The sequence below is a fragment of the Haladaptatus salinisoli genome (assembly GCF_020614375.1).
GTDB classification, from domain to species: domain Archaea; phylum Halobacteriota; class Halobacteria; order Halobacteriales; family Haladaptataceae; genus Haladaptatus; species Haladaptatus salinisoli.
The window spans coordinates 187,999-212,646 of record NZ_CP085331.1; the positions used below are offsets into that span (position 1 = coordinate 187,999).

General features: G+C 53.2%; 28 protein-coding genes and 2 pseudogenes. 12 read left to right on the plus strand and 18 right to left on the minus strand.

Annotated features, from left to right (window positions below; genetic code table 11):
* Positions 1-11 precede the first annotated feature (11 nt).
* Positions 12-500 (plus strand): hypothetical protein, encoded by a 489-nt coding sequence (locus LIX00_RS24080; protein ID WP_368410787.1) that lies wholly within the window; start codon positions 12-14, stop codon positions 498-500.
* A gap of 107 nt (positions 501-607) precedes the next feature.
* On the opposite strand, the gene LIX00_RS24085 is transcribed toward LIX00_RS24080, so the two are convergent.
* Genes LIX00_RS24085 through LIX00_RS24095 form a run of 3 tightly spaced genes read right to left on the minus strand, consistent with a single transcriptional unit; the run spans position 608 to position 2,587 of the window.
* Positions 608-1,456 carry a VOC family protein gene (locus LIX00_RS24085; RefSeq protein ID WP_227357248.1) on the minus strand — a complete coding sequence of 283 codons (849 nt, stop codon included), beginning with the start codon at positions 1,454-1,456 and terminating at the stop codon, positions 608-610.
* Between the two features lie 10 nt (positions 1,457-1,466).
* A complete protein-coding gene (locus tag LIX00_RS24090; protein ID WP_227357249.1) occupies positions 1,467-1,886 on the minus strand; it encodes a DoxX family protein in 420 nt (139 codons plus the stop codon).
* Positions 1,886-2,587, minus strand: coding sequence for an SDR family NAD(P)-dependent oxidoreductase (locus tag LIX00_RS24095; protein WP_227357250.1), 702 nt, complete (start codon positions 2,585-2,587; stop codon positions 1,886-1,888). The genes LIX00_RS24090 and LIX00_RS24095 overlap by 1 nt, the downstream gene beginning before the upstream one ends.
* 62 nt (positions 2,588-2,649) lie before the next feature.
* Here LIX00_RS24095 and LIX00_RS24100 point away from each other — a divergent pair, with 62 nt between their 5' ends.
* On the plus strand, positions 2,650-3,006 hold the full coding sequence (locus LIX00_RS24100) for a winged helix-turn-helix transcriptional regulator (protein ID WP_227357251.1): 357 nt from the start codon (positions 2,650-2,652) through the stop codon (positions 3,004-3,006).
* A 101-nt stretch (positions 3,007-3,107) separates the two neighbouring features.
* Here LIX00_RS24100 and trpD read toward each other — a convergent pair whose 3' ends face one another.
* On the minus strand, positions 3,108-4,112 hold the full coding sequence (trpD, locus tag LIX00_RS24105; RefSeq protein ID WP_438267121.1) for an anthranilate phosphoribosyltransferase: 1,005 nt from the start codon (positions 4,110-4,112) through the stop codon (positions 3,108-3,110).
* A gap of 246 nt (positions 4,113-4,358) precedes the next feature.
* A complete protein-coding gene (locus LIX00_RS24110) occupies positions 4,359-4,967 on the minus strand; it encodes a trimeric intracellular cation channel family protein (protein ID WP_438267124.1) in 609 nt (202 codons plus the stop codon).
* A gap of 199 nt (positions 4,968-5,166) precedes the next feature.
* Between LIX00_RS24110 and LIX00_RS24115 the strand changes: the two genes are divergently transcribed.
* Together LIX00_RS24115 and LIX00_RS24120 are read left to right on the plus strand one after the other, a co-directional pair.
* Positions 5,167-6,015, plus strand: a complete 849-nt coding sequence (locus LIX00_RS24115; RefSeq protein ID WP_227357253.1) for a bile acid:sodium symporter family protein — start codon at positions 5,167-5,169, stop codon at positions 6,013-6,015.
* A gap of 104 nt (positions 6,016-6,119) precedes the next feature.
* Entirely contained in the window at positions 6,120-6,977 is an 858-nt protein-coding gene (locus LIX00_RS24120; protein ID WP_227357254.1) for an MBL fold metallo-hydrolase, read from the plus strand.
* Positions 6,978-7,105: 128 nt separating this feature from the next.
* On the opposite strand, the gene sugE is transcribed toward LIX00_RS24120, so the two are convergent.
* On the minus strand, positions 7,106-7,429 hold the full coding sequence (gene sugE, locus LIX00_RS24125; protein ID WP_227357255.1) for a quaternary ammonium compound efflux SMR transporter SugE: 324 nt from the start codon (positions 7,427-7,429) through the stop codon (positions 7,106-7,108).
* A gap of 1,060 nt (positions 7,430-8,489) precedes the next feature.
* Between sugE and LIX00_RS26425 the strand changes: the two genes are divergently transcribed.
* Positions 8,490-8,648, plus strand: a complete 159-nt coding sequence (locus tag LIX00_RS26425) for a DUF7563 family protein (RefSeq protein ID WP_438267122.1) — start codon at positions 8,490-8,492, stop codon at positions 8,646-8,648.
* Between the two features lie 364 nt (positions 8,649-9,012).
* Entirely contained in the window at positions 9,013-9,252 is a 240-nt protein-coding gene (locus LIX00_RS24130; protein ID WP_227357256.1) for a type 1 periplasmic-binding domain-containing protein, read from the plus strand.
* Positions 9,253-9,304: 52 nt separating this feature from the next.
* Here LIX00_RS24130 and LIX00_RS24135 read toward each other — a convergent pair whose 3' ends face one another.
* A complete protein-coding gene (locus LIX00_RS24135) occupies positions 9,305-10,240 on the minus strand; it encodes an ArdC-like ssDNA-binding domain-containing protein (protein ID WP_227357257.1) in 936 nt (311 codons plus the stop codon).
* A 99-nt stretch (positions 10,241-10,339) separates the two neighbouring features.
* On the minus strand, positions 10,340-10,594 hold the full coding sequence (locus tag LIX00_RS24140) for a hypothetical protein (RefSeq protein WP_227357258.1): 255 nt from the start codon (positions 10,592-10,594) through the stop codon (positions 10,340-10,342).
* 310 nt (positions 10,595-10,904) lie between these two features.
* Here LIX00_RS24140 and LIX00_RS24145 point away from each other — a divergent pair, with 310 nt between their 5' ends.
* The gene (locus LIX00_RS24145; protein ID WP_227357259.1) at positions 10,905-11,600 is read left to right on the plus strand and encodes a nucleotidyltransferase domain-containing protein; all 696 of its coding nucleotides are present in this window, start codon (positions 10,905-10,907) and stop codon (positions 11,598-11,600) included.
* Positions 11,593-12,105, plus strand: a complete 513-nt coding sequence (locus LIX00_RS24150) for a DUF8154 family protein (RefSeq protein ID WP_227357260.1) — start codon at positions 11,593-11,595, stop codon at positions 12,103-12,105. Before LIX00_RS24145 ends, LIX00_RS24150 begins: the two co-directional genes overlap by 8 nt.
* Before the next feature lie 174 nt (positions 12,106-12,279).
* Here the strand turns inward: LIX00_RS24150 and LIX00_RS26430 are convergent.
* The 5 genes and pseudogenes from LIX00_RS26430 to LIX00_RS24170 form a co-directional block, all read right to left on the minus strand.
* Positions 12,280-12,561: pseudogene (locus LIX00_RS26430) on the minus strand (hypothetical protein).
* A 181-nt stretch (positions 12,562-12,742) separates the two neighbouring features.
* Complete coding sequence (locus LIX00_RS24155; protein WP_227357261.1) at positions 12,743-13,015, minus strand: HalOD1 output domain-containing protein; 273 nt, start codon at positions 13,013-13,015, stop codon at positions 12,743-12,745.
* 9 nt (positions 13,016-13,024) lie between these two features.
* A complete protein-coding gene (locus LIX00_RS24160) occupies positions 13,025-14,221 on the minus strand; it encodes a DUF7344 domain-containing protein (protein WP_227357262.1) in 1,197 nt (398 codons plus the stop codon).
* A 243-nt stretch (positions 14,222-14,464) separates the two neighbouring features.
* A pseudogene (locus LIX00_RS24165) lies at positions 14,465-14,742 on the minus strand (methionine synthase); the annotation flags it as partial.
* A 13-nt stretch (positions 14,743-14,755) separates the two neighbouring features.
* A complete protein-coding gene (locus LIX00_RS24170; protein ID WP_227357263.1) occupies positions 14,756-15,001 on the minus strand; it encodes a hypothetical protein in 246 nt (81 codons plus the stop codon).
* A 208-nt stretch (positions 15,002-15,209) separates the two neighbouring features.
* Between LIX00_RS24170 and LIX00_RS24175 the strand changes: the two genes are divergently transcribed.
* Both LIX00_RS24175 and LIX00_RS24180 read left to right on the plus strand, forming a co-directional pair.
* Positions 15,210-15,377: a DUF1931 domain-containing protein gene (locus tag LIX00_RS24175; protein ID WP_227357264.1), complete on the plus strand. Its 168-nt coding sequence runs from the start codon at positions 15,210-15,212 to the stop codon at positions 15,375-15,377.
* Positions 15,378-15,794: 417 nt separating this feature from the next.
* On the plus strand, positions 15,795-15,977 hold the full coding sequence (locus LIX00_RS24180) for a DUF7835 family putative zinc beta-ribbon protein (RefSeq protein ID WP_227357265.1): 183 nt from the start codon (positions 15,795-15,797) through the stop codon (positions 15,975-15,977).
* Positions 15,978-16,307: 330 nt separating this feature from the next.
* Here LIX00_RS24180 and LIX00_RS24185 read toward each other — a convergent pair whose 3' ends face one another.
* The 4 genes from LIX00_RS24185 to LIX00_RS24200 form a co-directional block, all read right to left on the minus strand.
* The gene (locus LIX00_RS24185) at positions 16,308-16,787 is read right to left on the minus strand and encodes a type II toxin-antitoxin system VapC family toxin (protein WP_227357266.1); all 480 of its coding nucleotides are present in this window, start codon (positions 16,785-16,787) and stop codon (positions 16,308-16,310) included.
* On the minus strand, positions 16,780-17,094 hold the full coding sequence (locus LIX00_RS24190; protein ID WP_227357267.1) for a ribbon-helix-helix protein, CopG family: 315 nt from the start codon (positions 17,092-17,094) through the stop codon (positions 16,780-16,782). Before LIX00_RS24190 ends, LIX00_RS24185 begins: the two co-directional genes overlap by 8 nt.
* 810 nt (positions 17,095-17,904) lie before the next feature.
* A complete protein-coding gene (locus LIX00_RS24195; RefSeq protein WP_227357268.1) occupies positions 17,905-18,831 on the minus strand; it encodes a hypothetical protein in 927 nt (308 codons plus the stop codon).
* 770 nt (positions 18,832-19,601) lie between these two features.
* Positions 19,602-20,699: a transcriptional regulator FilR1 domain-containing protein gene (locus tag LIX00_RS24200; protein WP_227357269.1), complete on the minus strand. Its 1,098-nt coding sequence runs from the start codon at positions 20,697-20,699 to the stop codon at positions 19,602-19,604.
* Between the two features lie 215 nt (positions 20,700-20,914).
* Between LIX00_RS24200 and LIX00_RS24205 the strand changes: the two genes are divergently transcribed.
* Positions 20,915-22,252 (plus strand): cytochrome P450, encoded by a 1,338-nt coding sequence (locus tag LIX00_RS24205; RefSeq protein WP_227357270.1) that lies wholly within the window; start codon positions 20,915-20,917, stop codon positions 22,250-22,252.
* 79 nt (positions 22,253-22,331) lie between these two features.
* The gene (locus LIX00_RS24210; RefSeq protein WP_227357271.1) at positions 22,332-22,751 is read left to right on the plus strand and encodes a helix-turn-helix domain-containing protein; all 420 of its coding nucleotides are present in this window, start codon (positions 22,332-22,334) and stop codon (positions 22,749-22,751) included.
* Between the two features lie 396 nt (positions 22,752-23,147).
* Here the strand turns inward: LIX00_RS24210 and LIX00_RS24215 are convergent, their stop codons facing one another.
* Positions 23,148-24,350: a Cdc6/Cdc18 family protein gene (locus LIX00_RS24215; RefSeq protein ID WP_227357272.1), complete on the minus strand. Its 1,203-nt coding sequence runs from the start codon at positions 24,348-24,350 to the stop codon at positions 23,148-23,150.
* Between the last annotated feature and the right edge of the window lie 298 nt (positions 24,351-24,648).

Below are 24,648 nucleotides of genomic sequence, written 5' to 3' on the forward strand. Positions count from 1 at the left end.
TTCACCATTCTATGATCTTTCTTGCTGGTCGCGACCGTCTTACGCAACGAATCCTCCTCCGAGATATCCATGATCGGTTGGCGAACCAAGCTGGCTGTGAGAACGTCCGTTATTGTCCGTCTCGTCGCCGCCCTCGCTACGTGATCGCAGATATCGATACGACTGTATTCTTGGGTGACTCGTACAAGGCCGAGAATGTCCGGCTGGAGGTTCGCTTCTGGTATCCGGCCAGTGTGGAGTACGAATACTATCGCATCAACTGGGTCGAACCAGACCGGAACCTGATGCTCGGCTTCCATCAGGATGCCGATCACGAAAATCTTGGTCCCTGCCACATCCAGCTTAATTTCGAAGACAGACCCGTCGATCGGCATGAGGCGGCGTTTCTCAATGCGCACCCACTCTCCGTGTTTGATGACCGACTCCAGCAGTTGCCTCTAGCGCTAGGATCGATTCGCTGGCAGGACGGGCAGCCGTCTCTCCCGACGTGGCTGGATTGAACCGTGGCTCGAGAACTGCGGCTACGATACTTCCTCTAGTGCGATTCACGAGAGTAAGAACCCCCGTTTTACGACAATTGTGCCATCTATACCTGGTCTACAGGGGATTATTCGACCTGAATTCGAACCTCGATCCCGTCGGAATCGTTGATGACGAGCCTGCCATCCGTCTCTGTGACTGGTATTTCGCTGCTTTCCAGTCGCGACTGAACAGCGCTGAGTGCACTCTGATCCGGGACGAGCACCTCGAACCACGACAGCCCACGACCGTTGATAGGGGCCGTTCGGTGATGCCACGTATTCGCGCCGATGTGATGGTGGTATCCACCGGCGGACACGAAGGCTGCGGCGGGCAGGGTCGTTTGCACCTCGAACCCGAGTATGTCCACGTAGAAGTCCCTGAACGCGTCTAGCGAAGAAACCTCGAGATGGATGTGTCCGATATCCGTTCCGGGAGGAGCCTGGGTGTTCCCTGTGGCCGCGGCTTCGATAGTCTCGAGATCGAGCGGCTCCGTGCTGATCCGAACACGACCGTCGTCGCTACGGGGCCAGTCATCGCGGGGGAAGTCGCGGTAGATTTCGATTCCATTTCCTTCCGGGTCCGTGAGGTACAGGGCCTCGCTAACCCAGTGGTCGGATGCACCGCCGAGTTGCCAGTGGTCCCGTATCCGAGCCAGCGCGTCACCGAGCGCCGCTCGCGAAGGCACTCTGAAGGCAGTGTGGTAGAGTCCGGCGCCTGACCGATGCCGTGTGGGTGCGTCTGCATCGCCCTCCAAGACGAGTAGCGGGGTGTCCGCAACACCGAGCACCGAATGGGTATCGGATTCGTTGAGCACACTGAGGCCAACAACGTCTCGATAGAACTCGGTCAGCTCGTTGAGGTCATTGACACGGAGTGCAGTTCGTCCGATACGTGTCCCCTGCGGGAGCGTGTCTGTCTTCGATGGTGTGGGCATAGTGGGCATCTTAGAGGCCGATGTTGAGCGCGTATGGCCAGGTGGTTCTACTAATTGCGACCAGTACGAGTGCAGCGCCAAAGAGCGTGGCGTTTTTCAGGAAGTCCGTCATTTCGGACTGACGCTGTTCGGGATCGTCAACCGTCCAGAAGTCGTGCATGACCGGAGTCACACCGAGGAAGAACAGCGCGATCACCACTGCGCCGACGAGTGGGTAGACACCGAGCGCGATGGCAAGCCCGCCCAGGATGAGCATGAGGCCGGACACAATGATGGCAAGCCGGGGAGCTGGAACGCCCTTGGCCGTGGCGTAGCCACTCATTCCGTCGAGGCTCGTAAAGTGATTGAGCCCCATGAATCCGAGCAGGACGCCGAAGACGAGTCGACCCATCAAGAAAGCGAGACCGCCAGCCGTGGTCTCCAGCGCCATCAAGCCGCTCCCTCCGGTTGACCGCCGGTCATCTGGACGATTTGCCCCGTTACGCCTTGGTTCGTCAGCAGGTGAAGCACTTCATCGACGATGACTTCGGGGGCCGTCCACGCTGAGAAATCGGCATCGGGCATTGCCTCACGATTCCCCGGCACGTCGATGAGGAACGGGGCGATTGCATTAACCCGTGCATCGAGTTCGACGTCGAGCGACTCGGTCAGCGTGCGGACCGCGCCCTTCCCCACGTTGTACGCGAGCGTTCCCGGGACCGGATCGATTGCGCGGTCGGAGCTGAATAGGACGACACCGCTCTGCGCAGTGAGATGATCCACGAAGGCCTTGACGGTCAGAAACGCCGTCGTGGCGTGGCGATTCAGCGCGTTTTGGAACGCATCGCCGTCGGTATCGTCGATGCCGCCCATCGAGAAGCCGCCAGCGAGACCGACGATGTGATCAATCGACCCATGTTCGTCGGCAACAGTCTCAGCGAAGGCTTCGACCGCCGTCTGATCGGTCAGATCGATCTGTTGGTACGCTACTGCGTCGGCGTGCTCAGCGCGGGTCTCGACGTCATCTCTCGCCGCTTCGGTGACGTAGGTCCCGATGACGGTGGCCTTACTGTTGATGAGCGAATCCGTCACGTACGGGCCCATGTTGCCAGTGGCACCGGTTACGAGCACCGTTGAGTGTTGTAGTTCCATTACGTTACCTAGTTTGCTCCCAAACCTATATATAGCTCAGGCAACAATAGTGTGACCAAGTAATGGCGACCCAACCACCAACGGCTGATACTGACGAAGCCACCGACGTCGAACGACGGAACGCAGACGTCTGCAATGTCGTCAGGGCTGTCGAAGAGATGGGAGCGAAGTGGAAGCTTATTGTCCTCAACGACCTGCGTGACGGTGAAAAACGGTTCAACGAACTCAAGCGCTCGACAGGCGCGAGCTCCTACACGCTCTCGCGTGTACTTGATGATTTGGGGGAGCAAGGGTTCATCGAGAATCGAAAGGAGTTCGAATCGCCGGTCGCGAGTTATTACACGCTGACCGAGAAGGGGGATGCCCTCTGTCCTGTGTTCGAGTCGCTCGACGCCTGGGGCGAGGACTGGATCAATTAACGCAACCATTTCACAGGCTAATCTGCTCGCTACGTGGAAATTTTGTCTCAGACTTCCGCAACTGACCTCATCGTGCACGGCCCCAGGGTGATTCGCAATCACTAATTGGCACGTAAGTCGTCGAATTTGGCGGCTGCTGCACCTGATTCGATTGCCATGCGGGCTCGGGCGACACCTGCTTCCAGTGACTCAGCGAGGCCAGCAACGTATATCGTCGCACCCGCATTTGCGAGTATTATGTCCCGTTTCGCACCAGTCGAGGCTCCGGTGACGATACTCTCGAGGTCCGCCGCATTTTCCTCGGGTGACCCGCCAGCAATCGCCTCGATATCGTGTGCTTCGACGCCGATATCTTTAGGACCAATACTATATTGTTCGATGCAGCTCCCCGACACTTCGGCGACGGTCGTTTCGTCGTGAACCGCGATTTCGTCCAGCCCTGCCCCATGTACGATTAGGGCACGATCGACAGCTAATCGAGCGAGTACGTCAGCTACGATTGGTACCAGATCCGGGTCATAGACTCCGACCAACTGTGCCTCTGCGCCAGCGGGGTTCGTCAGTGGGCCGAGGATATTGAAAACTGTGCGAACACCGAGTTCCTGACGGGGGCCGATCACTCGCTTCATCGCCGGATTGAATTTGGATGCGAGCAGAAATCCAATCCCGTCCGCTTCGATCATTGCTTCTACCTCTCGAGGTTCGGCGTCGATATCGACGCCGGCAGCCTGTAGGACGTCGGCGCTGCCGGACGATGACGACACTGAGTAACTCCCATGCTTCGCGACCGCTACACCCGCGCCAGCTGCCACGATCGCGCTCGTCGTTGAGACATTGATTGTATCATAATTATCTCCCCCCGTCCCACAGGTGTCGACCAGCGGGGAACGGTCGGGCTCGATCGTCCTCATTACGTCGCGCATTCCTCGCGCAAATCCTGCGATTTCAGCTCCAGTTTCACCTTTCGTACGGAGGGCAGCGAGCAGTGCACCGATCTGGGTCTCGGTTGCCTCCTTGAATAGGAGGTGTGTCACTTCTCGAGTAGCCTCGGCTTTGAGGTTCTCGCCCTCACAGATACGGGCAGTATGATGTTCTATTCTGTCCATCAACGTATGGTATAGAACAAAAAAGCGCATTAGAGTACATCAATCTAACGCTATTTGCCCGACTAGATGACTTCCTGGAGATACTGGGGAGCTCCTTCATCTGGAACCGATTGACGATCTGCTCTCCCTCTAGGGCAGAGAAAGGCGGTATCGACTGCATCCGTTAGAATGGTTCCCATGTCGATTACTTCCAGAAGAGGGCGATGACATCGGGGTCACATTGCAGCTCGGGAATCTCGAACGGCGCTACTCGCGTGTCACGCCCAGTACTTGTGCTGTCGGGAGCGACCATCCGTAGATGAGTGCCGCAATTCGTGCTCCAACGACCATCGCTGCACACACCGCTGCAGCGGTTACGTCCGAGCCGCCGGCAGTGACGACAACCCAGTATGTGCTGCCACCTAGCACCGCACAACTGGCGTAAAAGTCATCAAGCAAGATGAATGGTGAGCGATCCAGCAGGATATCCGCAACGGCACCACCCCCGACGGCGTTGATTGTCGCAATCGCGACAACGCCGAAGGCCGGGATGCCGGCCTGCGTTGCAACGATGGCGCCTGTGGTAGTAAACGCGGCGAGCCCGATCGCATCCGAGAGCAGTGCCAGTGGATGGTTGTCGGCTGACTCGAGTGCAATACTTACCCCAATTGCCAGCCCAACCCCGACCAAGCCAAGACCGATCTCGATTGGTGAGCTGAGTGCAAGCGGAATCCGATTAACGAGGAGGTCACGGGTCATCCCACCAGCGAATGCCGTGGCGAGGCCGACCACGGTGACCCCGAACAGATCGAACTCCTCGCGTATCGCCTTGGTTGCGCCGACCAGCGCAAACGCGATGAGTCCAATCGTGTTCATCACGGCGAATGGATCAACAAACTGTGCGTCGACGATCTCCTGCGTCACTGGTTCAAGCCAGGATAGCAAGCCTGATGAGCGCTTCGCCTCCGGCCTTTATCGCTGCCTCGCTAATGCGTCACAATGGACTGACTATGGATGTTCATTAACACGAACAACCATGCCAGGTATTTCCGTGGGGGCCAAACAGGGAATCTAGATGGTCGAGATCACGGTTGAGGCAATAGTCGATTTCACTACAACAATCTTTGTCCTCACGACGATGCTCTCAATGGGGTTCGAATTGACCCCCAACCAACTAGTCGCATCGCTGAACAAGCGACGACTTATGGCGAAATCCCTAGCAGTAAATATAATCATCATCCCGTTTTTCGCCTATGCGCTCGTCATTACCTTCCCTATGGAAACCGGGTACGCAGCCGGAATCCTGCTCATAGCGATGGCACCTGGCGCGCCGTTTGGACCGAAGCTCGCCGAAATTTCTGCAAGCGACATCGCGTTTGCAAGCGGTCTCATGGCCGTGTTGGGATTCGTCTCCGTCGTGACGATCCCGATAACGGCGGCGCTACTCCTGCCTGGCGACGTGACTGCAGATCCGATCAGGATCGCCCAGTTGGTTGTCGTTGTCCAACTCTTCCCGCTGCTCGCCGGTCTCATAATCGATGCCCGGTGCCCGTCCATCGCTGACCGTCTGTATCCGCCGGTACAACGCCTCTCTGACTACTCATTCGTCGGGCTGATTGTTCTATTGCTCGTCGTCTATCTCAACGAGATGCTTCTACTCGTCGGTACAGGAACGCTGTTCGTCTCGGCCATCGTCGTCGGAGCTGCAATACTGTTCGGGTACGTTCTTGGAGGGCCTGAGCGGAGCACGAGAGAAGTGCTGGCCACTACGACCGCCGCTCGAAACGCGGCAATCGCGTTATTTATCGCAACAACGAGTTTTGCCGACCCAGACGTCCTCACGATGGTTCTCGCGTTTTCGTTTACCGGCGTTGTCGTCGCAGGATTGCTCGCTGCCGTGTGGGGCCGGTATGGCGATAGATGACGGAAAACTCCCTGAGTTACTTTTTCAGTTCGTGAGTAACACCCAAATTGGGTGACAGGGTAAGAACACGAACAAACTAATGCGAGCGCGTGCTACCGTCCGACATGGACGTTACCTTGATTGGAACCGGAAGTCCCGTTCCGATTCCAGAGCGTGGTGGCACGAGCCTCGTTATTGACATTGCTGACGAAACGGTGCTAATCGACTGTGGGCCGAAGACGGTCTACGGATTGATGGATGCCGGCATCGACATGGGAAACATCGAGACGCTGTTTTTCACGCACCACCACATGGATCACAACGCATCGTTCTTCCACTTCGCCTTCACGAGTTGGACCGAGGGGGGCCGTGAATCACTCACGGTATATGGACCGGACGGTACAGACTCGCTCGTCGATGCATTGTACGATATTTATGGAGAAGACATCGAGTACCGGAAGGACATCTATCCGACCGACGGTATCTCGACCATTGACTGTGAACATGTTGCGGACGGGTTCAGTCGGCAGATGGACGGGTGGGACGTAACAGCACTCCCGGTGGAACATTCGATCGAGACGTACGCATATCGATTCGAGGAACACGAGTCCAACTCATCGGTCGTCTTCTCCGGTGATACTCGGAAAATCCAGTCGCTCTCCGAGTTCGCCGTAGATGCAGATGTCCTCGTTCAGGACTGTAACACGGCTCCCGTTGACGAAAATCGTGTGCCGAACCCAGACGATCACTTCGTCTGGCCACAGCACGCTGAAGGAGAACGGGGCTTAGATAGATCCACGTTGACCGCCAACCACTGTGACGCCACAGACGCTGGCGAGATCGCGCGAGACGCCGGTGCGGAAACACTCGTTCTCACGCATATCATGCCGTATCGCGACCTCGACGCAATGCAACGAAACGCCGAATCGGTCTTCGACGGAGATGTGATCGTTGCCGAAGATGGTCTCGAACTGACTCTGTAACGAGGCCGTCTTCATTGGTTGTAGCTTATCTGGTGATGAAATACTGGTGGTCGGTTGTAATCCTACATAACAATTAGTTCACATTCGTGTGTTCGGATTGAGACAAGACGTACGATACCAGCAGAGATTTAGTGGCCACCAGAAAAGAAATGGAGACCGACGATACCGACGAGAATCACGCTGATAAACCCTATTCGGGCAAGGGTTGCGGGTTCGTCAAACAGAATAATCCCTAGCGAAGCTGTCCCAACAGCCCCAATACCAGTCCAGACAGCATACGCTGTGCCGATGGGGAGGTTTTTGATGGCCTGTGCCAGTAGTACCATACTAATGATGAGGGCGACTGCGGTACCGAGCGTAGGAACCGGTTTTGAGAGCCCGTCTGAATATTCGAGGCCGATTGCCCACCCGATCTCAAACAAGCCAGCCAGTATCAGGAGATACCACGACATTTTCAGCTCTCATCTTCCTCCTCACCTGAAGAATAGCTTCTGATCTCCACTATACTGACTGATTCACTTACTCGGCTGTGGGAACCGCTCTGAACTGCCTCTCATATAAGTCGCTTTGATTGACGACTTGGACAGTGGCTGACGAGAGGCTCAAAGCGGTCACGAAGATGCGTGAGTGCCTCTTCTGTCATCGGTGATAATGGTGTGGTCTCAGTATTTCGGGGAGACATCATAGCATGCTAGTGGGTATTTCGATATCCAATAAGTTAAGAATTCGGCTTAGGGGGATCGGTTCATACTGTCTCTTTCTTTGTAGTGGCTTGCCTGCAATTTCGGCTACCTCCCTTCCTCACCAATCGTGCTGGAATCCCAATAAATCCAGTCAGACGTGCGTGCGACGCATTTCGAGTGGAACAACGGATAACCGATTGTATTCATGTTGTCGTTATGTAGCCAAAGCATCTAAGCATGAGAGTGAATAACATGCTTTGTCGGGTGTGGAGAGAATTCGACTCGCTCACAACAACACCTATCAATCTTCACCCGGCAACGTGGGACGGCGTGCTTTCACACTACAGATGCGTTCTCACCAGAACCACTCCCACGTTCGAGATGCGTGCTCATTTGCTGCGAGTCGCCGCTTACTACCCTTGCCGCTTTCCAAACAACCTTTCCACCAATTATCATGATCACCGATGTCGGGATACCTTGTCAAGAAATTCGCCCCGACGAACGTGAAACAACCCAGAGCCCAAAACTACTCACGTTTCGAATTACCCCTAACACCGTCGTCACATACCTTCTTACGAACCACTGCCCTCCAGAGAACCATAGAAGGATAGAAGAAGAAAGATCCACAGTACCGATTGTTGTTTTAGTAACTCATATTCTGATATTTTATCTATTGGTGACATTTTCACATGGGATTCATTTTATGGTATGTATTTACAGGGAGAACTTCACGCCGGTTCTTTTGTGCGCATGTTTTTCGAGAGGGGCGAATGCTGTGCGTCTGGGATAAATCAACAATTATTAATAGCGAAATTTGGAAGGCCTAGGTATGCCGGAGTGTCAAAACTGCGGGACCTTTGTCACAGCAGACTATGCTCGTGTTTTCACACCTGATGGGATTGCTGACCCACGTGTCTGTCCAAACTGCCCTGATGTGATCCGTGATGGAGCGACAGTTCGAAAAGCTCGATCACAACGTCGAAGTTGACTGATACACCCTTAAATCCATCATGTGTAGCTTTTCTTGCCTTTAAAACTACTGCCCTGGGATGGTGCGACCGTGACGATCTCAGTGGTAGATTGCATTCGAGAGAAAGTGTAGATGTATACAGTTGCTTGTCGACTCGTTTCAGTTTCACTTCCGCTGTGGTTGGCTTAGGACTTTATCCATCGCGTCTCAAGTAGGGAATGCAGTTAGCGTAACCCAGCAGATGGCGTGGGTTCTCGTACTCATCCCAAGCCCACCCTCCCACGCCGTGTGCTCATTCCCCTTGTCCAGCTGAAGTAACCAGTCTCACAGAAATACACCGTCCAAGGGTTTACTTGTCGAGACCACGGATTTTGTAGTACCAATGGTTTCAAACGAGACGTCGCCACTCACTCCACTTGCGCAAGAAGCACTCGACGCACTCGCAAAGGGACTTCCGGCTGAAGGAGAGCTCACCTACGACGAAGCGTATGCGGTTCTCAATGAGCGAGAAGATCTTGGGCGACCCGCTGCCGAAGATATCGTCGAACGCCTGTATATGAAAGGCCATCTCTACGAGGTTGAAGGGAAGCTCCGGCTCACTGATTACAGACCTGAAAAGTAAATGGCTTCGTTGGTAGGGTCACAGTGGATTCTCCAAGCCGCCATCTTTAACCTTATTCACATCTTGTTTCGACTACGTCGATAATCTTCGCTGCCGTCGTCCGGATTCGTCCAAGCCGCTCTTTTATCACGTCCGCATCATCGTCCTGCCACGCCGCGAGGTAGAACGCTGATCCGCTTGTGTCCAGCCCGATGTACCGACCAACGATGTACGCGACGGCTTCCGCCTCGACTTCACGTTTCGATCGCTCACACTCATCGTCAACATCGAAGTGCAGCAGTGCGTGAGCGTATTCGTGGATCAGCATCACCGTGAGATCCGCCTGGTTTGCCCGTGCTTTCACTTCGACGATGGGCTGGAGATCGTACAGACTCCGCTGTTTGCAAACACCTTTCGCTTTGCCGTGTTCCCAGTCGTCAGCGTCAACGATACGAACCGTCACACCAAGATCGTCGGCTGCATCTTGGAGAGTGGGCACGAGATTTTCAGCATCTCCTGTTGCTTCGGTCTCCAATTCGGAAAGTGGTTCACCCTCCGTCTGAGACACATCGAAGACAGCTGTGGGCTTGAAACCGACCAGTCTTTTTGACCACTCTTCAGGTGGTGTCTTGTCATATTCACAATCACTTTGCTCGTGGTACTTGGGCGAGTTCTCGCAGTCGGGACACTGCTTTGTGATGATCGGCGCCCAGATCCAGATTCCGTTCTCGCCTTCCTGGACGTGACGATCGAAGTCGGTCCGCCAGGTGTTGTATCCTGCAACTTTCGTCGCGTTCGGACATTGAAGAGTAATCAGGAGCGTGTTCCGATGGGAGTAATCGTGGAATTTCGACTGGACATCTAACCACTCTTGGAACTGTTGACTCGCTCTCGCCTCGTCAGTCAAGGCAGTGAGGTCGTCGATCCAGTGTTCGATCGTGCTGTGCATCTCGTCACGTCGGGTGTCGTACTCATCAAACGACACCACAGAGGTGGTATTCGTCGCCATTAATTTTCGAATACGGACGCTTTTATCGAGCGCCCCGCACCCCTTGGGGGCCGAAAAACTATCTCAAACATAGGGATTCATCGATCGTGGAGCGCATCATCAGCGCGCGTGGCAGCTCGCTAGAATTCGTTTTTTGACTCGGCAAATACCACTTATCGTGGTAGATTTCTCCGTGATGCGCAATTTGTCGTTGACTTCATAGAGATACCCACGGAGTAACAATGTCTCAAGCAGATCGCCGACAAGAAGCTGTTCCACATCGTGGATTCGCAGCACCTCTGTCGCTTGTTCATAGGTGAATGATTCATCTGCATCAAAGCGGGCACGGAGATGTGTGAGTGCCTCTTCTACCATTGGTGATATTGGTGTAGAGTCTGAATCCCGGGAGACTCTATTGACAGCAACTTAGAAACTGGATATGTTGAGAATTCGGTTCAGAAGAGCGGTCACCAGTGTAGCTCTCTATTTTTCTTTGCGGTAGTGAGGAACCCCGCCGTGGTCGGCACTTGATAACGGCTTCTCTAGGTATCGGTCCGGTAAACGCATAGTTAGTGAGATAGCTGTGTTGGTGCTGACTGGAAGAAAATACATCTCACGTCGAATCGCCCGGCAGACCATCGCAAGATACTTTAAGTACTGTGTTGTTAGAGCAAACGCGTTAGGTATGACAAAACAGAATGACTCGGATGACGGGGCTACAAGAACAACTGAGTCAGCAGCGATCCGACTTCCAATCCCGGCACCGAATCCAAACCTATTCCGACATAAGGCTACGAATGATATCCTTCGACTCCTTCTCGACAACCCATACGAGACATTCACAATTCGAGAATTGAGTCGCCTCACCGACCACTCGACATACTCTATCAAGAGCGCCGTCGACGTTCTGGAGGACAATGGTCTTGTCACTACTCAGCCAGAAGGCAATCGTCGCCCCGTTGGGATCAATCGAGCCCGAGTAAACAAACCAAATGATCCTGTCCTCTGGATTCCGCAACCGGAGTTCCACGATCCCGTCCGAATTGCGCTTGACCGACTCTCCACTGAGTTAGATGATGTGCGAGGTGTCCTCGTTTTCGGGAGCGTCGCCCGAGGACAGGCAGACAGGCAGAGTGACATCGATCTGTGGGTGTTGGTGGAAGACTCACGAAGCGAGCAGCACCGAGCCAATGAGATCGCGAAGGAACTTGGACAGAAACAGTTCAACGGGGAGCGCTATGCGTTCCAAGTAATGGTCGAGTCGATAGAATCCGCATACAGCTATGCCGACCGTCTTAGGGATATCTTCACCGATGCCATCACGCTTCAGGAGAGCGAGGCGCTCCGACAGCTCAAAGAGGAGGTACTGAGCAATGCCTGATGACCCATCGACGGTTCTCGATGCGCTCGATCGAGTCGAGGATGCATTTGGCGGGTACACGACTGGTGCACCTGAGTTTGAAGAAAGCCTTGACCCCGAGACAAACCAACCACCAGTAATCCAGCTTCGGAAGGCATGCCGACTCCTCAACGCGTGCCGGACGCTCCGTGAGCATGACGGCTACCATACGAGTGTAATCGAGATGTCGTTCGCTGCGATCGAACGGTCTCTTGAGTTCTATGCACTGTCTGCATCGAACGATTCGATCGATAATTTTCAGAACCATACACGAGCCTACGACCGAGCTGTGGCGCTAGGGGTCTTCTCCGAGCATACGGCTCGCCGTCTCAAAACACTCTATATCGATAATCGGTCAGCGGCGTATTATCGTGATACGGTTGCGACCACAGAGCAAGCCGAGATGATGTTTACTCTCGCGGTGACGATTCACGATCACGTGAAGAATTTCAGTCAACAGTCATATGAATGTCGCTGCGATGGGTGAACGGTCGCAGGGTCAACGTGGGTTTCTATAGTCCTCTGATTTGGTCGTCTCTGACAATTCGTGAATCGACACAGGAGGTCACCTGCGGGACGCTGTCGCTCCGCAGCCCTTCCAGGGCGATATAAACCGCACTAGTGCGTCTTAACCAACGTCAACTCTGCCAATGGTTGTTGGTTACTCTTCGAACAGACAGTGCGTGTTTGCTGTGTCCCACACTAATGTTTGCTGATCATCAGCGGTTTATGCGAACAGTGTCGACTGGTCTCCCTTGGATGATTGCGCTACTTGGGGACGATCACCGACGCCAAACTGACTGGCTGCTGGCCGATCCAGTCGCGAATCACGTTCGCGATAATCTACCTCCACACCGAAGTCCTCGAGTGAGGTTTCAATGCTCGTCTCCGTGATTTCGAGGTGGCCATCGTCGCTAAAGGCTGTCTGCCGCTGCACCGATATCGCTGGTCACTTGCTCATCTAAATCGAGCCTCCACCCCTTCTGGGGTGCGAAATACTGCTCTATTACACTCATGGCTCTATTGAAATCCTCAGCAGTTGATGTGAGTCGCGTGCTGAATACACCTCTGTATTCAGCAATCCGGTACAAGCAGGATATTTGTCAGCCACAGAAATCTTACGCTCACGGGTCTATTTGGATTTCACTCGGCGTCACGGTTACTTGCCTTCCACAATACTCGAAGGTAAAAGCCATAGACGGCGCTTTTTTATCCGTGCCGAGTAACGCATCCAATGCATCAGGATCAATCACCTCGGCAAGCGGTTCTATCTCTAACGGCGATTGATCGGTCGCTTTAGCGACTGCGACAATCACGGCCTTACTTGGTGGTTCATTGGGATGTCGTTCGTACATATACCCTGGCTCACTTTGTGTTGAATCTGATGGCTGTGGCATGGTTTTGCGTTAGAATGGCAGGTGGGACTCGATGTCTTCAGTTTGTTCGTCAATCTGTTCGAGGTAGGGGCTCAGCATCTGACGAATCATGACGACCAACGTATTATCGGTGCCCTCGCCGATGATGGCTTTTTCCTCCGGAAAACCATCGTCAGTTTTCTCCTTGAGCGTCCCGAGCATGACGGCTTCCCGATCGGCTAATAGGAGGCGTCCGACTCTGCTTTCTTCGACGGGCAAGTTCAGCCAGTCTGTTTTGGGTTCCCACAGGACAATTTCGGGGGCATTCTCGCGGACGTATTCTCGAACGGTCGGATCATAGGTTCCGATGTAGACATCAACGCCCTGACGGGCAGCATCCATGATGCGGGCGAAACACCCTGCTTCAAGCATATCCTTATGCGTGAACATGCAGAACAATTCTTCCTCGGCCCGTTCACCGAGAGACTGGCCATATGAGATAACTTCCTCCCGCCCCTCGATCTCCCCCATCTCTTGCGTTTCCGACTCACCCGTCAAGCTTGCTCTGAAGTTCGGCTCCAGAACGGAGTGCATCCACGGCACACGCAATTTGGAGTGTCCCTCGTAGGCAACCTTCTGTTCGTCAGCATCGTACCCGATCAATCCCGCCTCGGATAGCTTGGGGAGATGGACGTGATGGAGACCAACGAGAACTTGCTCGACCTCCTCCGTGGGTACGTCCGCTTCACAGATGCCGTGTTCTTTGGCGTAGATCTCGCGGGCCAGCGTCTCTATATGAATCGGGTGGAACTGGTGGCTAAGACTGTCGAGGATCGTTCGACGGCGGGCATCGGCGAGTGCAGCAAACAGTGCATCGAGTGATTCGGAATCCGCATTCGCCTCAGCACTGATAACATCGACGATGCCCGTATCTTGAAATGCGGTGTGGTCAGTGATCGTCACTGTCCCTCGATTCGGATCGTGGTCGAGTAACCCAGCGACTTCGAGTTCTGGTAAATGCGTATGGTGCAAGGTGACGAGCGCCTGCTGAACCGTTTCATTCGATTCTTGATCCCGAGGCGTCCCGAGGTGAACGAGCTGTGACGCCAGGTCGCGCCGGGTCAGGGACTCGGGTGCCTGGTCGTAAAGTATTCCGAGGAGGTGGCGACGGTTACTGTTTGCGAGGCTCGCAAACAGGGTGTTTAATCCATCCCTTCCCCCGTTTCCGACCGCCTCTGTCTTCACCATGTAGTACCGATTCGATTGAGGTTCCATAAGTTTCACCGTCTTTTATGTGGTTACTGTCCCCCCAGATAGCATAGAGAACGTTCGGATTGAAGCACAGGCCGTGGAAGCAGAAAATGACGGCTAACGTATCGTAGAGCGAGAACCCCGAACATTTCGGTGTCTGTTGAGGGATCTGCGCCCTGTATTCAGCACGCCTACCGAAATTAGTACCACGAGTATGTATTCGTAAATGCGCTCGGTCGCGATTTCGGCCTCAGAGATTTCCGGTAGCATTTCGACCAGCTCCGTGTCGAGGTGGTGGGGCCCTCGTAGCTCCCCCAGCAAGTGTGGAGCCGGACCTGTTCTTCCGGGACGTTCGAAAGCGCCTCGTTGAGCGCCTCGACATGGAGGCGCGTGGCCTCCTTGACCTCCTCGAGGGGTTCGTCTGAATACACCGCTGTGTGGCCGACAGTAAGGAGTTCGGGTGCATCGATCTGGAGGGTCATCCCGGTCTCGGCGACGAGTTCGTACTCCTCTACAACGTTTGCCACAAATTTATTTCAGGAGCTTTTTCAACGCTGATCTGATCTTCGATTTCGCTTTGCGCTTTGCATACTGTTTTGGGTTCTTAACTTTCTGTGCAGTCCCAGACGCTTTCGAGGCGCCTGTTTTCTTCCGAACCTTCCGCTTTACTTTCCCTGTCGTCTTTCGTTTGGCGTATTTTTTCGGATCTTTGGCCGCCCTCACGAGTTTCTCGGCTTTCGATTTCTTACGATGGATGTGAAATGGACCGATTTTCATGCCTCTGCTAGTTGCTGCTCTACTGTATAATGATTACCCTCATCGCGCTTATGAGGAAGTGGCGTGTACTCATACGTCATTTCTCTCCATTCCACCCTCGATATAGGAGTGAAGCTATACAGAACTTGTTGACAAAGTAGTGGTTTTCCCATCTATTTTACCCCTGTCTTTTTGTAGTATTATACCGTCTGGATGGCTGTATGGCTGTATGGCTGATTTAATCGTCAAAGCCGCAGTGAAGGAACAGCTTGAAGGACAGAATGTTGCCGGTGACTTCTATGACGCACTTGACAAGGAAGTCGCAACGGTTCTCGAAAACGCTGCCCGGCGAGCTGAAGAAAACGATCGTAAAACCGTCCAACCCCGCGATCTATAGCGGTACGCTGTCTCCGGATTTTTACGTTTGGTGCTTGAAGAGAATCTACTGGCCTCGGTTAGAATTAACTCAGAAAAGATCATGAGTACGAACTCACCGCAGACCGTGACACTGACGGGACGGCACAGAAATGCGCTCAGTGTGAACGGTTTGCCTTCGACGTCCTCAATAGCAATTTTGGTGTGGATACTTCTCCCTGAAACGGTATCCCAATCGGATGGTGAAACACCGCCAAATGAGTCGCAGATTCGCCCAAGCCTAATTGATGATTGACTAAGAAGCTCCGCTGCAGTTACTGACAAGCCCTTTTCGGTTTTTATAGGATATCGTCACCGCGGATGGCAAAGTGGTTGATTCTGTCCTTTCCGCCTGGGGGTTTTCGAGCAGCTAATTACCGTTGGCTGCCGAAGATCTCGTATGGATGACGAAACCCATGTCGAAGAATGTGCAACCTGTGAAGGGGAAACCATGCACAAGATTTCCATAGAAATAATCGAAGAAGGCGAAGATGATGGAGAAGGGTTTTCACGAGAACCATATCGTACTGCAGAATGTGTAGAATGTGGTACGGAAACAAGACAACGTATGAATGATGCCTGAAGAGGCGTGAGAAAACGTCTGGAACTCCTTGAATTGATGGCGTTAGCAGTGGACAATCAACAGTACAATACTCCGGATTTCGGATGAATAATATCCCTCCTCTCGCCACCCTTCCAGTTACCACGGGAAGCGATTCAGCGAGATCGGTGTAACAGACTCCATTTTGACCGGTGGCCTTCCTGCCAACGTACAGGAACAAGATCCAAATCAGCCTGCTGCCGAGGATATCATCGAACGACTCTCCATGTGCGGCCATCTTTACGAAGTCGAGGGCAAGCTTCGGCTAACCGACTATTGAGTAATCGGCTGACGGCGCCTCTCGTGCCGTGTCTACGCTCGTGGAATGGGTGTCAGTCCGAGGGTAGCGAAGTCGTCTGGGTCGTACGTCAAAATATGCTCGGCGTTTTCACGGCGGGCATGGATGCTTATCAGATGGTCAGTAAACGACAGTGTGTGGTCGTCGTACGCGCAAAATTGCTCTCCAGCCGCCCAAAAGAGATCGTCTGACACGTCCAAGCTGTGGATCGCCTCCGAGTCACGGAGCGTCTCGAATGCTCGTGTGGCTGTTGCATGGTTGACGTGAGAGTCGAGCAGGGTGATCAGTTCGTCAACGACGTACTGGTTCGTGAGTAACGGCCGATAGGGTAAGTCCGGCAGTGCTTGCATAAACTGGGTCGCTGCCTCCGCGACTGGCGAGTGGGTATCAAAGTACGGGTACAAGCCGCTTGTATCAAGAAAGAGTGGTGTCGCGCCCTGCCCTGGTGGTCTGAACGCTGGTGGAACGAGTGGCGAGTCGTCTTCGTCACTCATCGTCATCCCCATGTGGACGCTCGTAGAGTGCGTCGTCAAGCTCATCCGGGGCGAGCGGCTCACCACGTCGGCCTTCATTGAGTGCGGCCATCTCATCGGCGACCGCAAAGAGCGGATCGCTCGGGTCTGGCGCGTCATGGGCGTCGATGTATTCGGTAGCGGCTTCGCGCAGTGCCTCTTTCAGCGATTTTCCTTCCTCCTGTGCGAGACGGCGAAAGCGGGCGTATTCGGCGGGATTGAGTTCGGTTTGGACGACTTTTGTATCGCCGTTCGTGTTCGACATGTTCATGGACACCTCCATGTCCATGGACACCTCCATGTCCATGGACTACTATGTAGCCAGGATACAAAAACATCCCTTCTCTCGTCCTCCTAGTCATTGAGGAGCAATTCAGTGAGATCGGTGTGGCGGACTCCATTTTGACTGATGATCCTCACCGCTGAGGAGGCCCTTTCTAGTACTTTCCTCACACGCATACCTTTTCACTCGGACAGTGTCTTGAAGTGGTACTAGACTCACGGGAAATCCTCTCGGTGGAAAATCGCTTCGGAGGTGGAGACGGGTCTCCAGAAACTCCGCTAGAATGGCGAGTTTAATGACTTTCTGGAGGATAGTTATTAGAACGTCTGATAGTTGGGCTATTTAAAGCTCTCAACTGAAATAAAATGTTTTTACGCCTGTTCCACTAACGAACTCCGTAGCAGCGAATGCGAAGCAACGGACGGACACAGTCCGTCCGTAGTAGCGACGTCTGTCGCTGCTCTCACCGTTTTCCCGAACCGCGCCCCATAGCACCGCTCTGCTAGCACGACTCCTTGGTCGGTAGCTCTCTACGGTTCCACCCAAAACGGATCTCCATCTCGGCCAAGATTACACTGTCGTAATTAACGCCCGGAAGTGAAGCGTAATCACGCCAGAACTGTTCCTCCTCATTTTTCCACCTCGCAGGCGCGGTAGGAAAAGCGGGAGTAATTACACCCCACAGTAGCCAACCGTTCGTTCCGCATCGAAGGGGGGCGCAACTTGCGCCCCCCTTGTCATCTGTGGAGAAGTCCCCCGGAACCGCTTCGGGGCACGATTACGCCCCGCATTCTGGGGATAATTACGACAGTGTAATTATCGCGCTTCGTCACCCCCCTGTTCGAGCGCAGCCCGCGATTGTTCGGCAGCGAACTCACGGAATTCGTCCGCATCAGCGACCAAGCGGGCAACCTGTCCGCCCCGCTTACCGGGTTCGAAGCGAACAAGGTTGTTCTCATCGTCCCACTCGCCCGACCCACTGACGCCACCGTCTCGCCGCGTGTGACGCGCCAGCAGTTTCATCGATCGCTGCACCGTATTCGTGTTCGGGTCTAGAATCCCTGCGCGGGTTTCCAACCGACGACGGCATGATGACGAATCAAGTTCTAGCTTCCCGCCTTTCGTTTTCTGTGCCGATTCGATGAACTCGCGCCACAGGAACGTCATGCGGTGTTTGTTCCCCGACAGGGGAGAGTCAGCGTCCTTCCGCTCGGCAGCCAGTCGTGCGGCCGTCTTCCGTTGAATTTCGAGGTCGTGGGTAACGTCGGCGTTGATCAGGTCGCTCACGTCCACTCGGTCGTGTTCCAAATCGGCGATTCGAGAGTTGAACGACTTGATTTTCCCCGTTCCATCGTGGGTATCACGGTCTTCCCAGAGTGTCTTGTTGATACCCTGCTGACCCTTCCGTAGTGAATTGAGTTCCTTGTAGATTCCTCGAACGTGAGCAATCGCGGCGTCGGCCACGGCCTCGGCGCGGTCGGCACGATTTCGTGCGTCGGCCAGTTTCTTCTCGGTGGTTTCACGATCTTGCTCCAGTGTCTCCACGCGTTGCTGGAGCGATTCGATCTGCTCGGTCTGCTGCTGGATCACCGCCCACATCGTTTCTCGGCTTGGGACCTCCTGCTCGGTCGTGACTGCGTTCGAGGTGCCCGGCTCTGCCATGTCTATCCCCATCGCGGCGGCAAAATCTTCGTCCGATACCGCGTTCTCGTCAGCTTCGTCGGACGACAGTCCGATCGACATCAGTTCTCACCTCCGAAATCTGTCGTCCTCATCGACGCTCACCCAGTGGTGGAAGTCCAAGATCCTCGGGTGACAGCTCTTCCAGCTGGGCAGCAACAGATGACACGCCCTGTACCCTGGGGTCATAGATCTCGTGGTGAATCAACCAGTTGCGGGCTGTCGTCTCTGACACGTCGAAGTGCGCGGCAGTACCGACGATTGTTCCCACTCGGTCGTAGACAGTCCGAAGCTGCTCTGGATCACGGTACGGATGGTGTTCGAGGTCGTCGGGTGTCGTCAGTGAGGTCCGTCGCTGTGGAGTGTTTCTCGAAGGTGTGGAGGAATTCGGAGACGACGAACTCTGCTGTTCGTCCGAGGAATTCGCCCACTGATCTAGTCGGCACTGCTCATCCGGCAGCGGGGAAACTTTACAAGATGGGGCTTCGTAGTTTCGAGTGCTCTGGGACATAGCTAAGCGTGATGCTTGGGTGTGTTCTGTGCCAGAGGTGGCCGGTGCGCTTGCGAACGAGTGATTGGACCCACGGACGTTCGCTGCTTTGCGCACCGCCGACACCAACCTGAGAGCCATGCGATTGTCATGCGACGATATCGCTTGGCTGCTGGATCGGGAATTGACCTCCGGCGTGGCTATCGCTTCTCATCGGGGTGTATTATTTGCACCGTCCTTTACGGCGTAAACACCTATGAAATATTGGAACTTATTCCAACATTTCTGAGCGGTATATTTTGGACCAAATAGTACACCTTACTGGCGATTCACAGATATGCACTCATTCAGAATGGATTTTAGATGTCGGTCGTGCTTTTGCTCGGAATGACTCATATAACTCAATGCCCCAGCCGACAAGCCGATCGTCTGAACTCTGGATCATGGCAATATGGTTACCATCCCCCGCTTCATTGTACGCTGCAATAGCAACTTTCCGATTGTCATATATTCCGATTCCCATTGTCTGGGATTCTTCCAAAACCAGAGGCTGGTAGTGGTCATACCGTTCGGATTCCACTGCATAGTGAGTTCTTGAATTGTCTGCGGCTTTTTCGTACGTTGGCCAATCGAGGATAGCTTCCGATTCAATACCAAGTTTTAGCAACCCATGGTAGGCGTGAAAAAGTACGGGATTATACACTGAACACATACATCGGAACTTATGGATATGGGGATCATAGAGATCAAGACAAGTCAAGAGAGCCGATGCGGGACTACGAGGGTTCGAGACGGACAGATCGGCTTCAGCGAGTGCTTCTACTGGAACCGTCGCGGCATCCAGCGGAAGACGCTGCAGCCACGGTATCTTCTTGATGAGCTGCTCAACAACAGTAGATAGTTCGCTGTATGCCTGCAATGCATCTGATCCAACGGCTGTGATTCGGTATTGTCCGGCATCCTCCTCAAGCCATTCATACTGCACAAATTCGGTGAGAGTACGTCGAATCGTAGCTTTCGACGGCAAGTTGCTCGCTGTCGTCTGAAGATCCCTTAATCGATAGGGGCTCTTTGTAAGTTCTTGTAAGAGTATGAGTGGGTGGGCAGATCGCGTTACAGAGGAAAGCTGTTCGTCCGTGATCGAGTATAGACATTTCTCCATCTCTTCTAGAAGGAGTTTTCCTCCAGCGGTTAGTTCGGCTCCTGAATCAGAACAGCGGACAAACCCATGATCCTGTAGCCCGGCAAGATACGGAGAAACCGCTTGGCGAGAGAGGTCGATATGATTCGCGATGTCAGTTTGAGTAGTCGGGGTTGCAAGATCCCTAAGGGCACGAAGCATTGCAAGACGCGCTGAATCCACAATCTCGTTGATAACGTTGCGAATAGTGAGTGCTTCATCTATCAGCGGGTGCTGTACATCGTGAGGGGTAGCAATCACGGTTTGGTATCGATAGTGCTTATTCGGCTGTTCAGTCTAATATATTATTTGCTTTGGAATATCGTCCGTAATCTAGTTGAGAATCTGTATTTATAAGGATCAAGAAATAAGAGATTAGGATTGTCCCTATTAGACCACTTCAATAGTACCATCCACACCCATAGCCTGGCCTGGAGTACAATGGGTTTATCTAACTCCTAGAGTGTTGTGCGACTATGGGTTCAGAACCGCGGCAACCACCGGCCCCATCGGGCCTCCCGGTGCTCGGTCACACTCTCGCATTTGCGCAAGATCCGTTTGAGTTTACGTATGATGCAATCGACGAATGCGGAGATATCTATCGATTGGTGCTCCCAACCGAAGAGATCTATGTTCTAGCTCATCCCGATTATTTCAGGCAAGCGCTGGTGGACGACGTCGAGGCATTCGGCAAAACAGAGGATTTCCAGAAGGCATTCGGCCAAGGGGTGCTCGCTACCGAGGGCGACCAATGGCGCCGACAGCGGAATATCCTCCAACCACTGTTTCACCGCAAGCAAGTTGCCGGCTACGGGGACTACATGGTTGAGGCAACACAGCGTCGTCTCAAGACGTGGTCGGCAGGCGAAACTCGGGATATCGAATCAGAGATGCAAAATCTCACCCTCGAAATTCTCTTTACGACACTCTTCGGCCGCGAGCTAGCACCAGGAGAGGGTAACGAACTCCGAGCCGCATCAGATGGTCTCAATAGCTGGTTCGCACCAACGTCCTGGCTGTTGCCGAATTGGATCCCAACGCCATCACGCCGCCACTTTTCTGAGTCAAAGGAACATCTTCGATCGGAAATTCGCCGACTGCTTACCGAACACGGAGAAGGGTCACAGCCAGACAGCCTCCACCAAGAAACACTCTTATCAAAACTTGCGGAGGCCCGCGAAGCGAGCGGTCAAGACCATTTGAGTACCGAAGAGGTCGAGGGACAACTGCTCACGATGCTCTTTGCAGGATATGAGACGACTGCAGCCGCTCTTGGGTTCGCCTGGTACGCATTAGCCCAAAATCCCGAGATTCAACAGGCGTTTCATGAGGAACTTGATACGGTATTAGGCGGTGAGCCACCGACACACGCGGACATTAGTGACTTAGAACTGACACAGCGGATTGTGACCGAGACACTTCGTATGTATCCGCCAGTACACACAATTCCCCGCCAAACAACGCGGGATGTCAAAGTCGATGGGTATCAGATTCCAGCGGATACGCAAGTTCATCTTCCACTCCTAGCGATACACCGTGATGAACGATTCTACGACGATCCTTCGTCATTCCATCCGGATCGGTGGACAGCAGAGTTTGAGGAATCACTGCCTGACTACGCATATATTCCATTTGGTGGGGGACGGCGGACATGTATCGGGCGAGAATTTGCCTCACTAGAAGCAACACTTGTGCTAGCGACGATTGGTCAACACTGGACGCTTGAATGGATGGGTGAGGAGGCGGTTTCAATTGAGCCCGAGATGACGATGAAGACGAAAAATGGGCTCCCAATGCAACTTCGGCCGCGGTAAGCATACTCGTCGCTTCTATGTCAGTAGATTTGGTGGGTGTGTGAGAAAGACCTATTAGCCGTCACTAGTCCTCTCACATATGGAGATTGTAGACAATGAGTTGACAGAGGAGGAGGGACTCCCAGACGAACGCGTAGTAAGGTTCGAGCAGCTACTGGATGAAAAATCCGAGTTGGAACTCACGGAGACGATGGCCACGGTCTGTGATATCCATATAGCAGCATTCCGTGTATATCTCACCGTTCTCGACCATCCTCACAGCACGATCGCTGAAATTGCCGACATTCTCGACCGCGATCAGAGTACCATTGGGAAACAACTGCAACCACTTTACGAACAGGAGTTGGTCACTCGGTATCCACGCACTGTCTCCAACGGTGGCGTCAAATTTCTTCATGTCGCTCAACCACTCGCAGAAACCACGGAGTGGCTACAGCACGAGCTGGATAGATGGACAGACTCAGTAATGGCCCAACTGACACAGCTTCGCGTGACCTAACTACTCAACTACTAAGAAGCAACCTGCTGACGATGAATCAAATACTTCAATGTAACTCAAGCTGACACTGACGTTAGTATGGGATACTAACCTAGGGAGAAACTGACGCGTTGTAATCGGATATGGCAGACAGCGGTACGTCTGACACCCCATATTTCACGAGAGTATGCTAATTCTTAACAGGTGTAAATGAGGATGTCTGTTGATAAGTTATCTTCTCGCCCATAAAATTTGACTATTCGAATAGGCGAATATTCGCCTATTTGTATAGTCGAAAAGATGAATGTCCAACCAATAGAACGGACATAAATTCCAAAGTGACTAACAGTGATTACTGTGCAACGACCTCGTGACTAAAGACGAGAGAATTAACACAGAGAATAATACCCACGCAGCTCACTCTCCAAGTGACGCCAATCGACTATCCTCGGATAAGACTTCACGTGCTAAATCGGGCCGAATACTGAACGAATATTCGTAATAACTCCCTCCATGAGGGCCCTCATTCTTCTCATTGACATCAAGGAATCCCTTAAGCGTGAGTTTGCTGAGGCTGTCGTGGACTGTTCGATCAGAGACGACCTGGGCGTCGATTCTTTTTGCAGCAATCGTGTACTGCTCATACACATGAGACCGCTTTGCGGGTGTTCTATCCTGTTCATCGAGTTTCAACAACCCATAGAGCGTGAGTTTTTCCTGTGTCGGAATCTGCGACAGCTCGGCCATGATTTTGTCCTTCTCGACGATCCGATCGGCAGCCCGAACATGAGCTTCGCGAACCATGGAATCGTTCTCATCTCGCGCGAGATCACCCGATTTGTAGAGACGTTTGAGCGCTTGCCGAGCACTCCCGTATTTTTGGCCGGCAAAGGCAGCACAGAGGGGGATGACATCACCTTCGAGGACGTTTTCGTGGAATGCCTTCTCAGCCCGTTGTTCGAGGATTTGACGGAGTTGGTTCGCATCATAGGGTGGAAAGTGAATTTCATCATCGCATAATGAGTCTTTCACGCGTGCGCTCAGGTTATCACGGAATGTGAAATTGTTACTAATCCCGATCACGCCAACAAGCGTATCATCGACGTTTCCATTATCGTTGCAGCGCGGGAGTTCGTAGAGGATGTCGTCGTCTTTGCCGATCGAGTCGACTTCATCTAAGACAATTAAACAGTGCGTTGCATCAAGGTCGTTGAGGTGCTCCCAGAGCATATTATAGACCATTCCCGCAGGGTATCCCGTCGCTTTGATTTGCTCTTCTGGGGGACGGAATTCATTCACGAGATTGGCTGCGACCTGATAGCTAGAGGAGAGCGTTTTGCAGACGAGTGAAACAGTATGGAGATCGAGATGGTCGTAGTCTTCCTGATCCGTCCGGAGGCGATCAAGGACAAGTTCGGTTGCGAGTGTTTTCCCAAGACCGGCATCGCCATAGAGGAAGATGTTCTTGGGCTGGGCACCGTTAATCACAGGACGGAGAGCGGATTGATACTGTGCTAACTCATCGTCACGGCAGATGAGTTGGTCTGGAGTATACGAATCACGGAGTACGTTCTCGTCTTGGAAGATCGTTTTATCCGGCGAAAACTTCTCCAGACCCATCTTGCAATAGGTCTAGATAACATATGATATAAAACCACGGTTCACGAGTTTCATGAGTGGGAACTCTTTAAACCACCCCCTCCCCCCATTCTTCACGAGAGTTTTTACACGAATAGGGGGTGGGGGTAGAACCTTCTCTCTAGAACCACTATCTATAAGTTGCTACATCTACAACCATAACCGTAACACAGCTAACAACTTTATTTCGTAGTAGAGGTTGTTTAGAAGATCGTCAGACATTCTTTCTGAACACACGCTTGCGAACCAACTCTCGTGAAAAGTGGGGGGAGGGGGTCAT

Coding starts and splice junctions, on each gene's coding strand:
- LIX00_RS24185 (WP_227357266.1), bottom strand. CDS start 16,787: ATGAGTGACGAAGACGACTCGCCACTCGTTCCACCAGCGTTCAGACCA.
- sugE (WP_227357255.1), bottom strand. CDS start 7,429: ATGTCGTGGTATCTCCTGATACTGGCTGGCTTGTTTGAGATCGGGTGG.
- LIX00_RS24210 (WP_227357271.1), top strand. CDS start 22,332: ATGGAGATTGTAGACAATGAGTTGACAGAGGAGGAGGGACTCCCAGAC.
- LIX00_RS24180 (WP_227357265.1), top strand. CDS start 15,795: ATGGATGACGAAACCCATGTCGAAGAATGTGCAACCTGTGAAGGGGAA.
- LIX00_RS24120 (WP_227357254.1), top strand. CDS start 6,120: ATGGACGTTACCTTGATTGGAACCGGAAGTCCCGTTCCGATTCCAGAG.
- LIX00_RS24100 (WP_227357251.1), top strand. CDS start 2,650: ATGGCGACCCAACCACCAACGGCTGATACTGACGAAGCCACCGACGTC.
- LIX00_RS24190 (WP_227357267.1), bottom strand. CDS start 17,094: ATGGACATGGAGGTGTCCATGAACATGTCGAACACGAACGGCGATACA.
- LIX00_RS24080 (WP_368410787.1), top strand. CDS start 12: ATGATCTTTCTTGCTGGTCGCGACCGTCTTACGCAACGAATCCTCCTC.
- LIX00_RS24095 (WP_227357250.1), bottom strand. CDS start 2,587: ATGGAACTACAACACTCAACGGTGCTCGTAACCGGTGCCACTGGCAAC.
- LIX00_RS24130 (WP_227357256.1), top strand. CDS start 9,013: ATGGTTTCAAACGAGACGTCGCCACTCACTCCACTTGCGCAAGAAGCA.
- LIX00_RS24160 (WP_227357262.1), bottom strand. CDS start 14,221: ATGGTGAAGACAGAGGCGGTCGGAAACGGGGGAAGGGATGGATTAAAC.
- LIX00_RS24085 (WP_227357248.1), bottom strand. CDS start 1,456: ATGCCCACACCATCGAAGACAGACACGCTCCCGCAGGGGACACGTATC.
- LIX00_RS26425 (WP_438267122.1), top strand. CDS start 8,490: ATGCCGGAGTGTCAAAACTGCGGGACCTTTGTCACAGCAGACTATGCT.
- trpD (WP_438267121.1), bottom strand. CDS start 4,112: ATGGACAGAATAGAACATCATACTGCCCGTATCTGTGAGGGCGAGAAC.
- LIX00_RS24155 (WP_227357261.1), bottom strand. CDS start 13,015: ATGCCACAGCCATCAGATTCAACACAAAGTGAGCCAGGGTATATGTAC.
- LIX00_RS24115 (WP_227357253.1), top strand. CDS start 5,167: ATGGTCGAGATCACGGTTGAGGCAATAGTCGATTTCACTACAACAATC.
- LIX00_RS24140 (WP_227357258.1), bottom strand. CDS start 10,594: ATGGTAGAAGAGGCACTCACACATCTCCGTGCCCGCTTTGATGCAGAT.
- LIX00_RS24195 (WP_227357268.1), bottom strand. CDS start 18,831: ATGTCGATCGGACTGTCGTCCGACGAAGCTGACGAGAACGCGGTATCG.
- LIX00_RS24175 (WP_227357264.1), top strand. CDS start 15,210: ATGGCTGATTTAATCGTCAAAGCCGCAGTGAAGGAACAGCTTGAAGGA.
- LIX00_RS24135 (WP_227357257.1), bottom strand. CDS start 10,240: ATGGCGACGAATACCACCTCTGTGGTGTCGTTTGATGAGTACGACACC.
- LIX00_RS24205 (WP_227357270.1), top strand. CDS start 20,915: ATGGGTTCAGAACCGCGGCAACCACCGGCCCCATCGGGCCTCCCGGTG.
- LIX00_RS24090 (WP_227357249.1), bottom strand. CDS start 1,886: ATGGCGCTGGAGACCACGGCTGGCGGTCTCGCTTTCTTGATGGGTCGA.
- LIX00_RS24215 (WP_227357272.1), bottom strand. CDS start 24,350: ATGGGTCTGGAGAAGTTTTCGCCGGATAAAACGATCTTCCAAGACGAG.
- LIX00_RS24170 (WP_227357263.1), bottom strand. CDS start 15,001: ATGAAAATCGGTCCATTTCACATCCATCGTAAGAAATCGAAAGCCGAG.
- LIX00_RS24150 (WP_227357260.1), top strand. CDS start 11,593: ATGCCTGATGACCCATCGACGGTTCTCGATGCGCTCGATCGAGTCGAG.
- LIX00_RS24110 (WP_438267124.1), bottom strand. CDS start 4,967: ATGAACACGATTGGACTCATCGCGTTTGCGCTGGTCGGCGCAACCAAG.
- LIX00_RS24145 (WP_227357259.1), top strand. CDS start 10,905: ATGACAAAACAGAATGACTCGGATGACGGGGCTACAAGAACAACTGAG.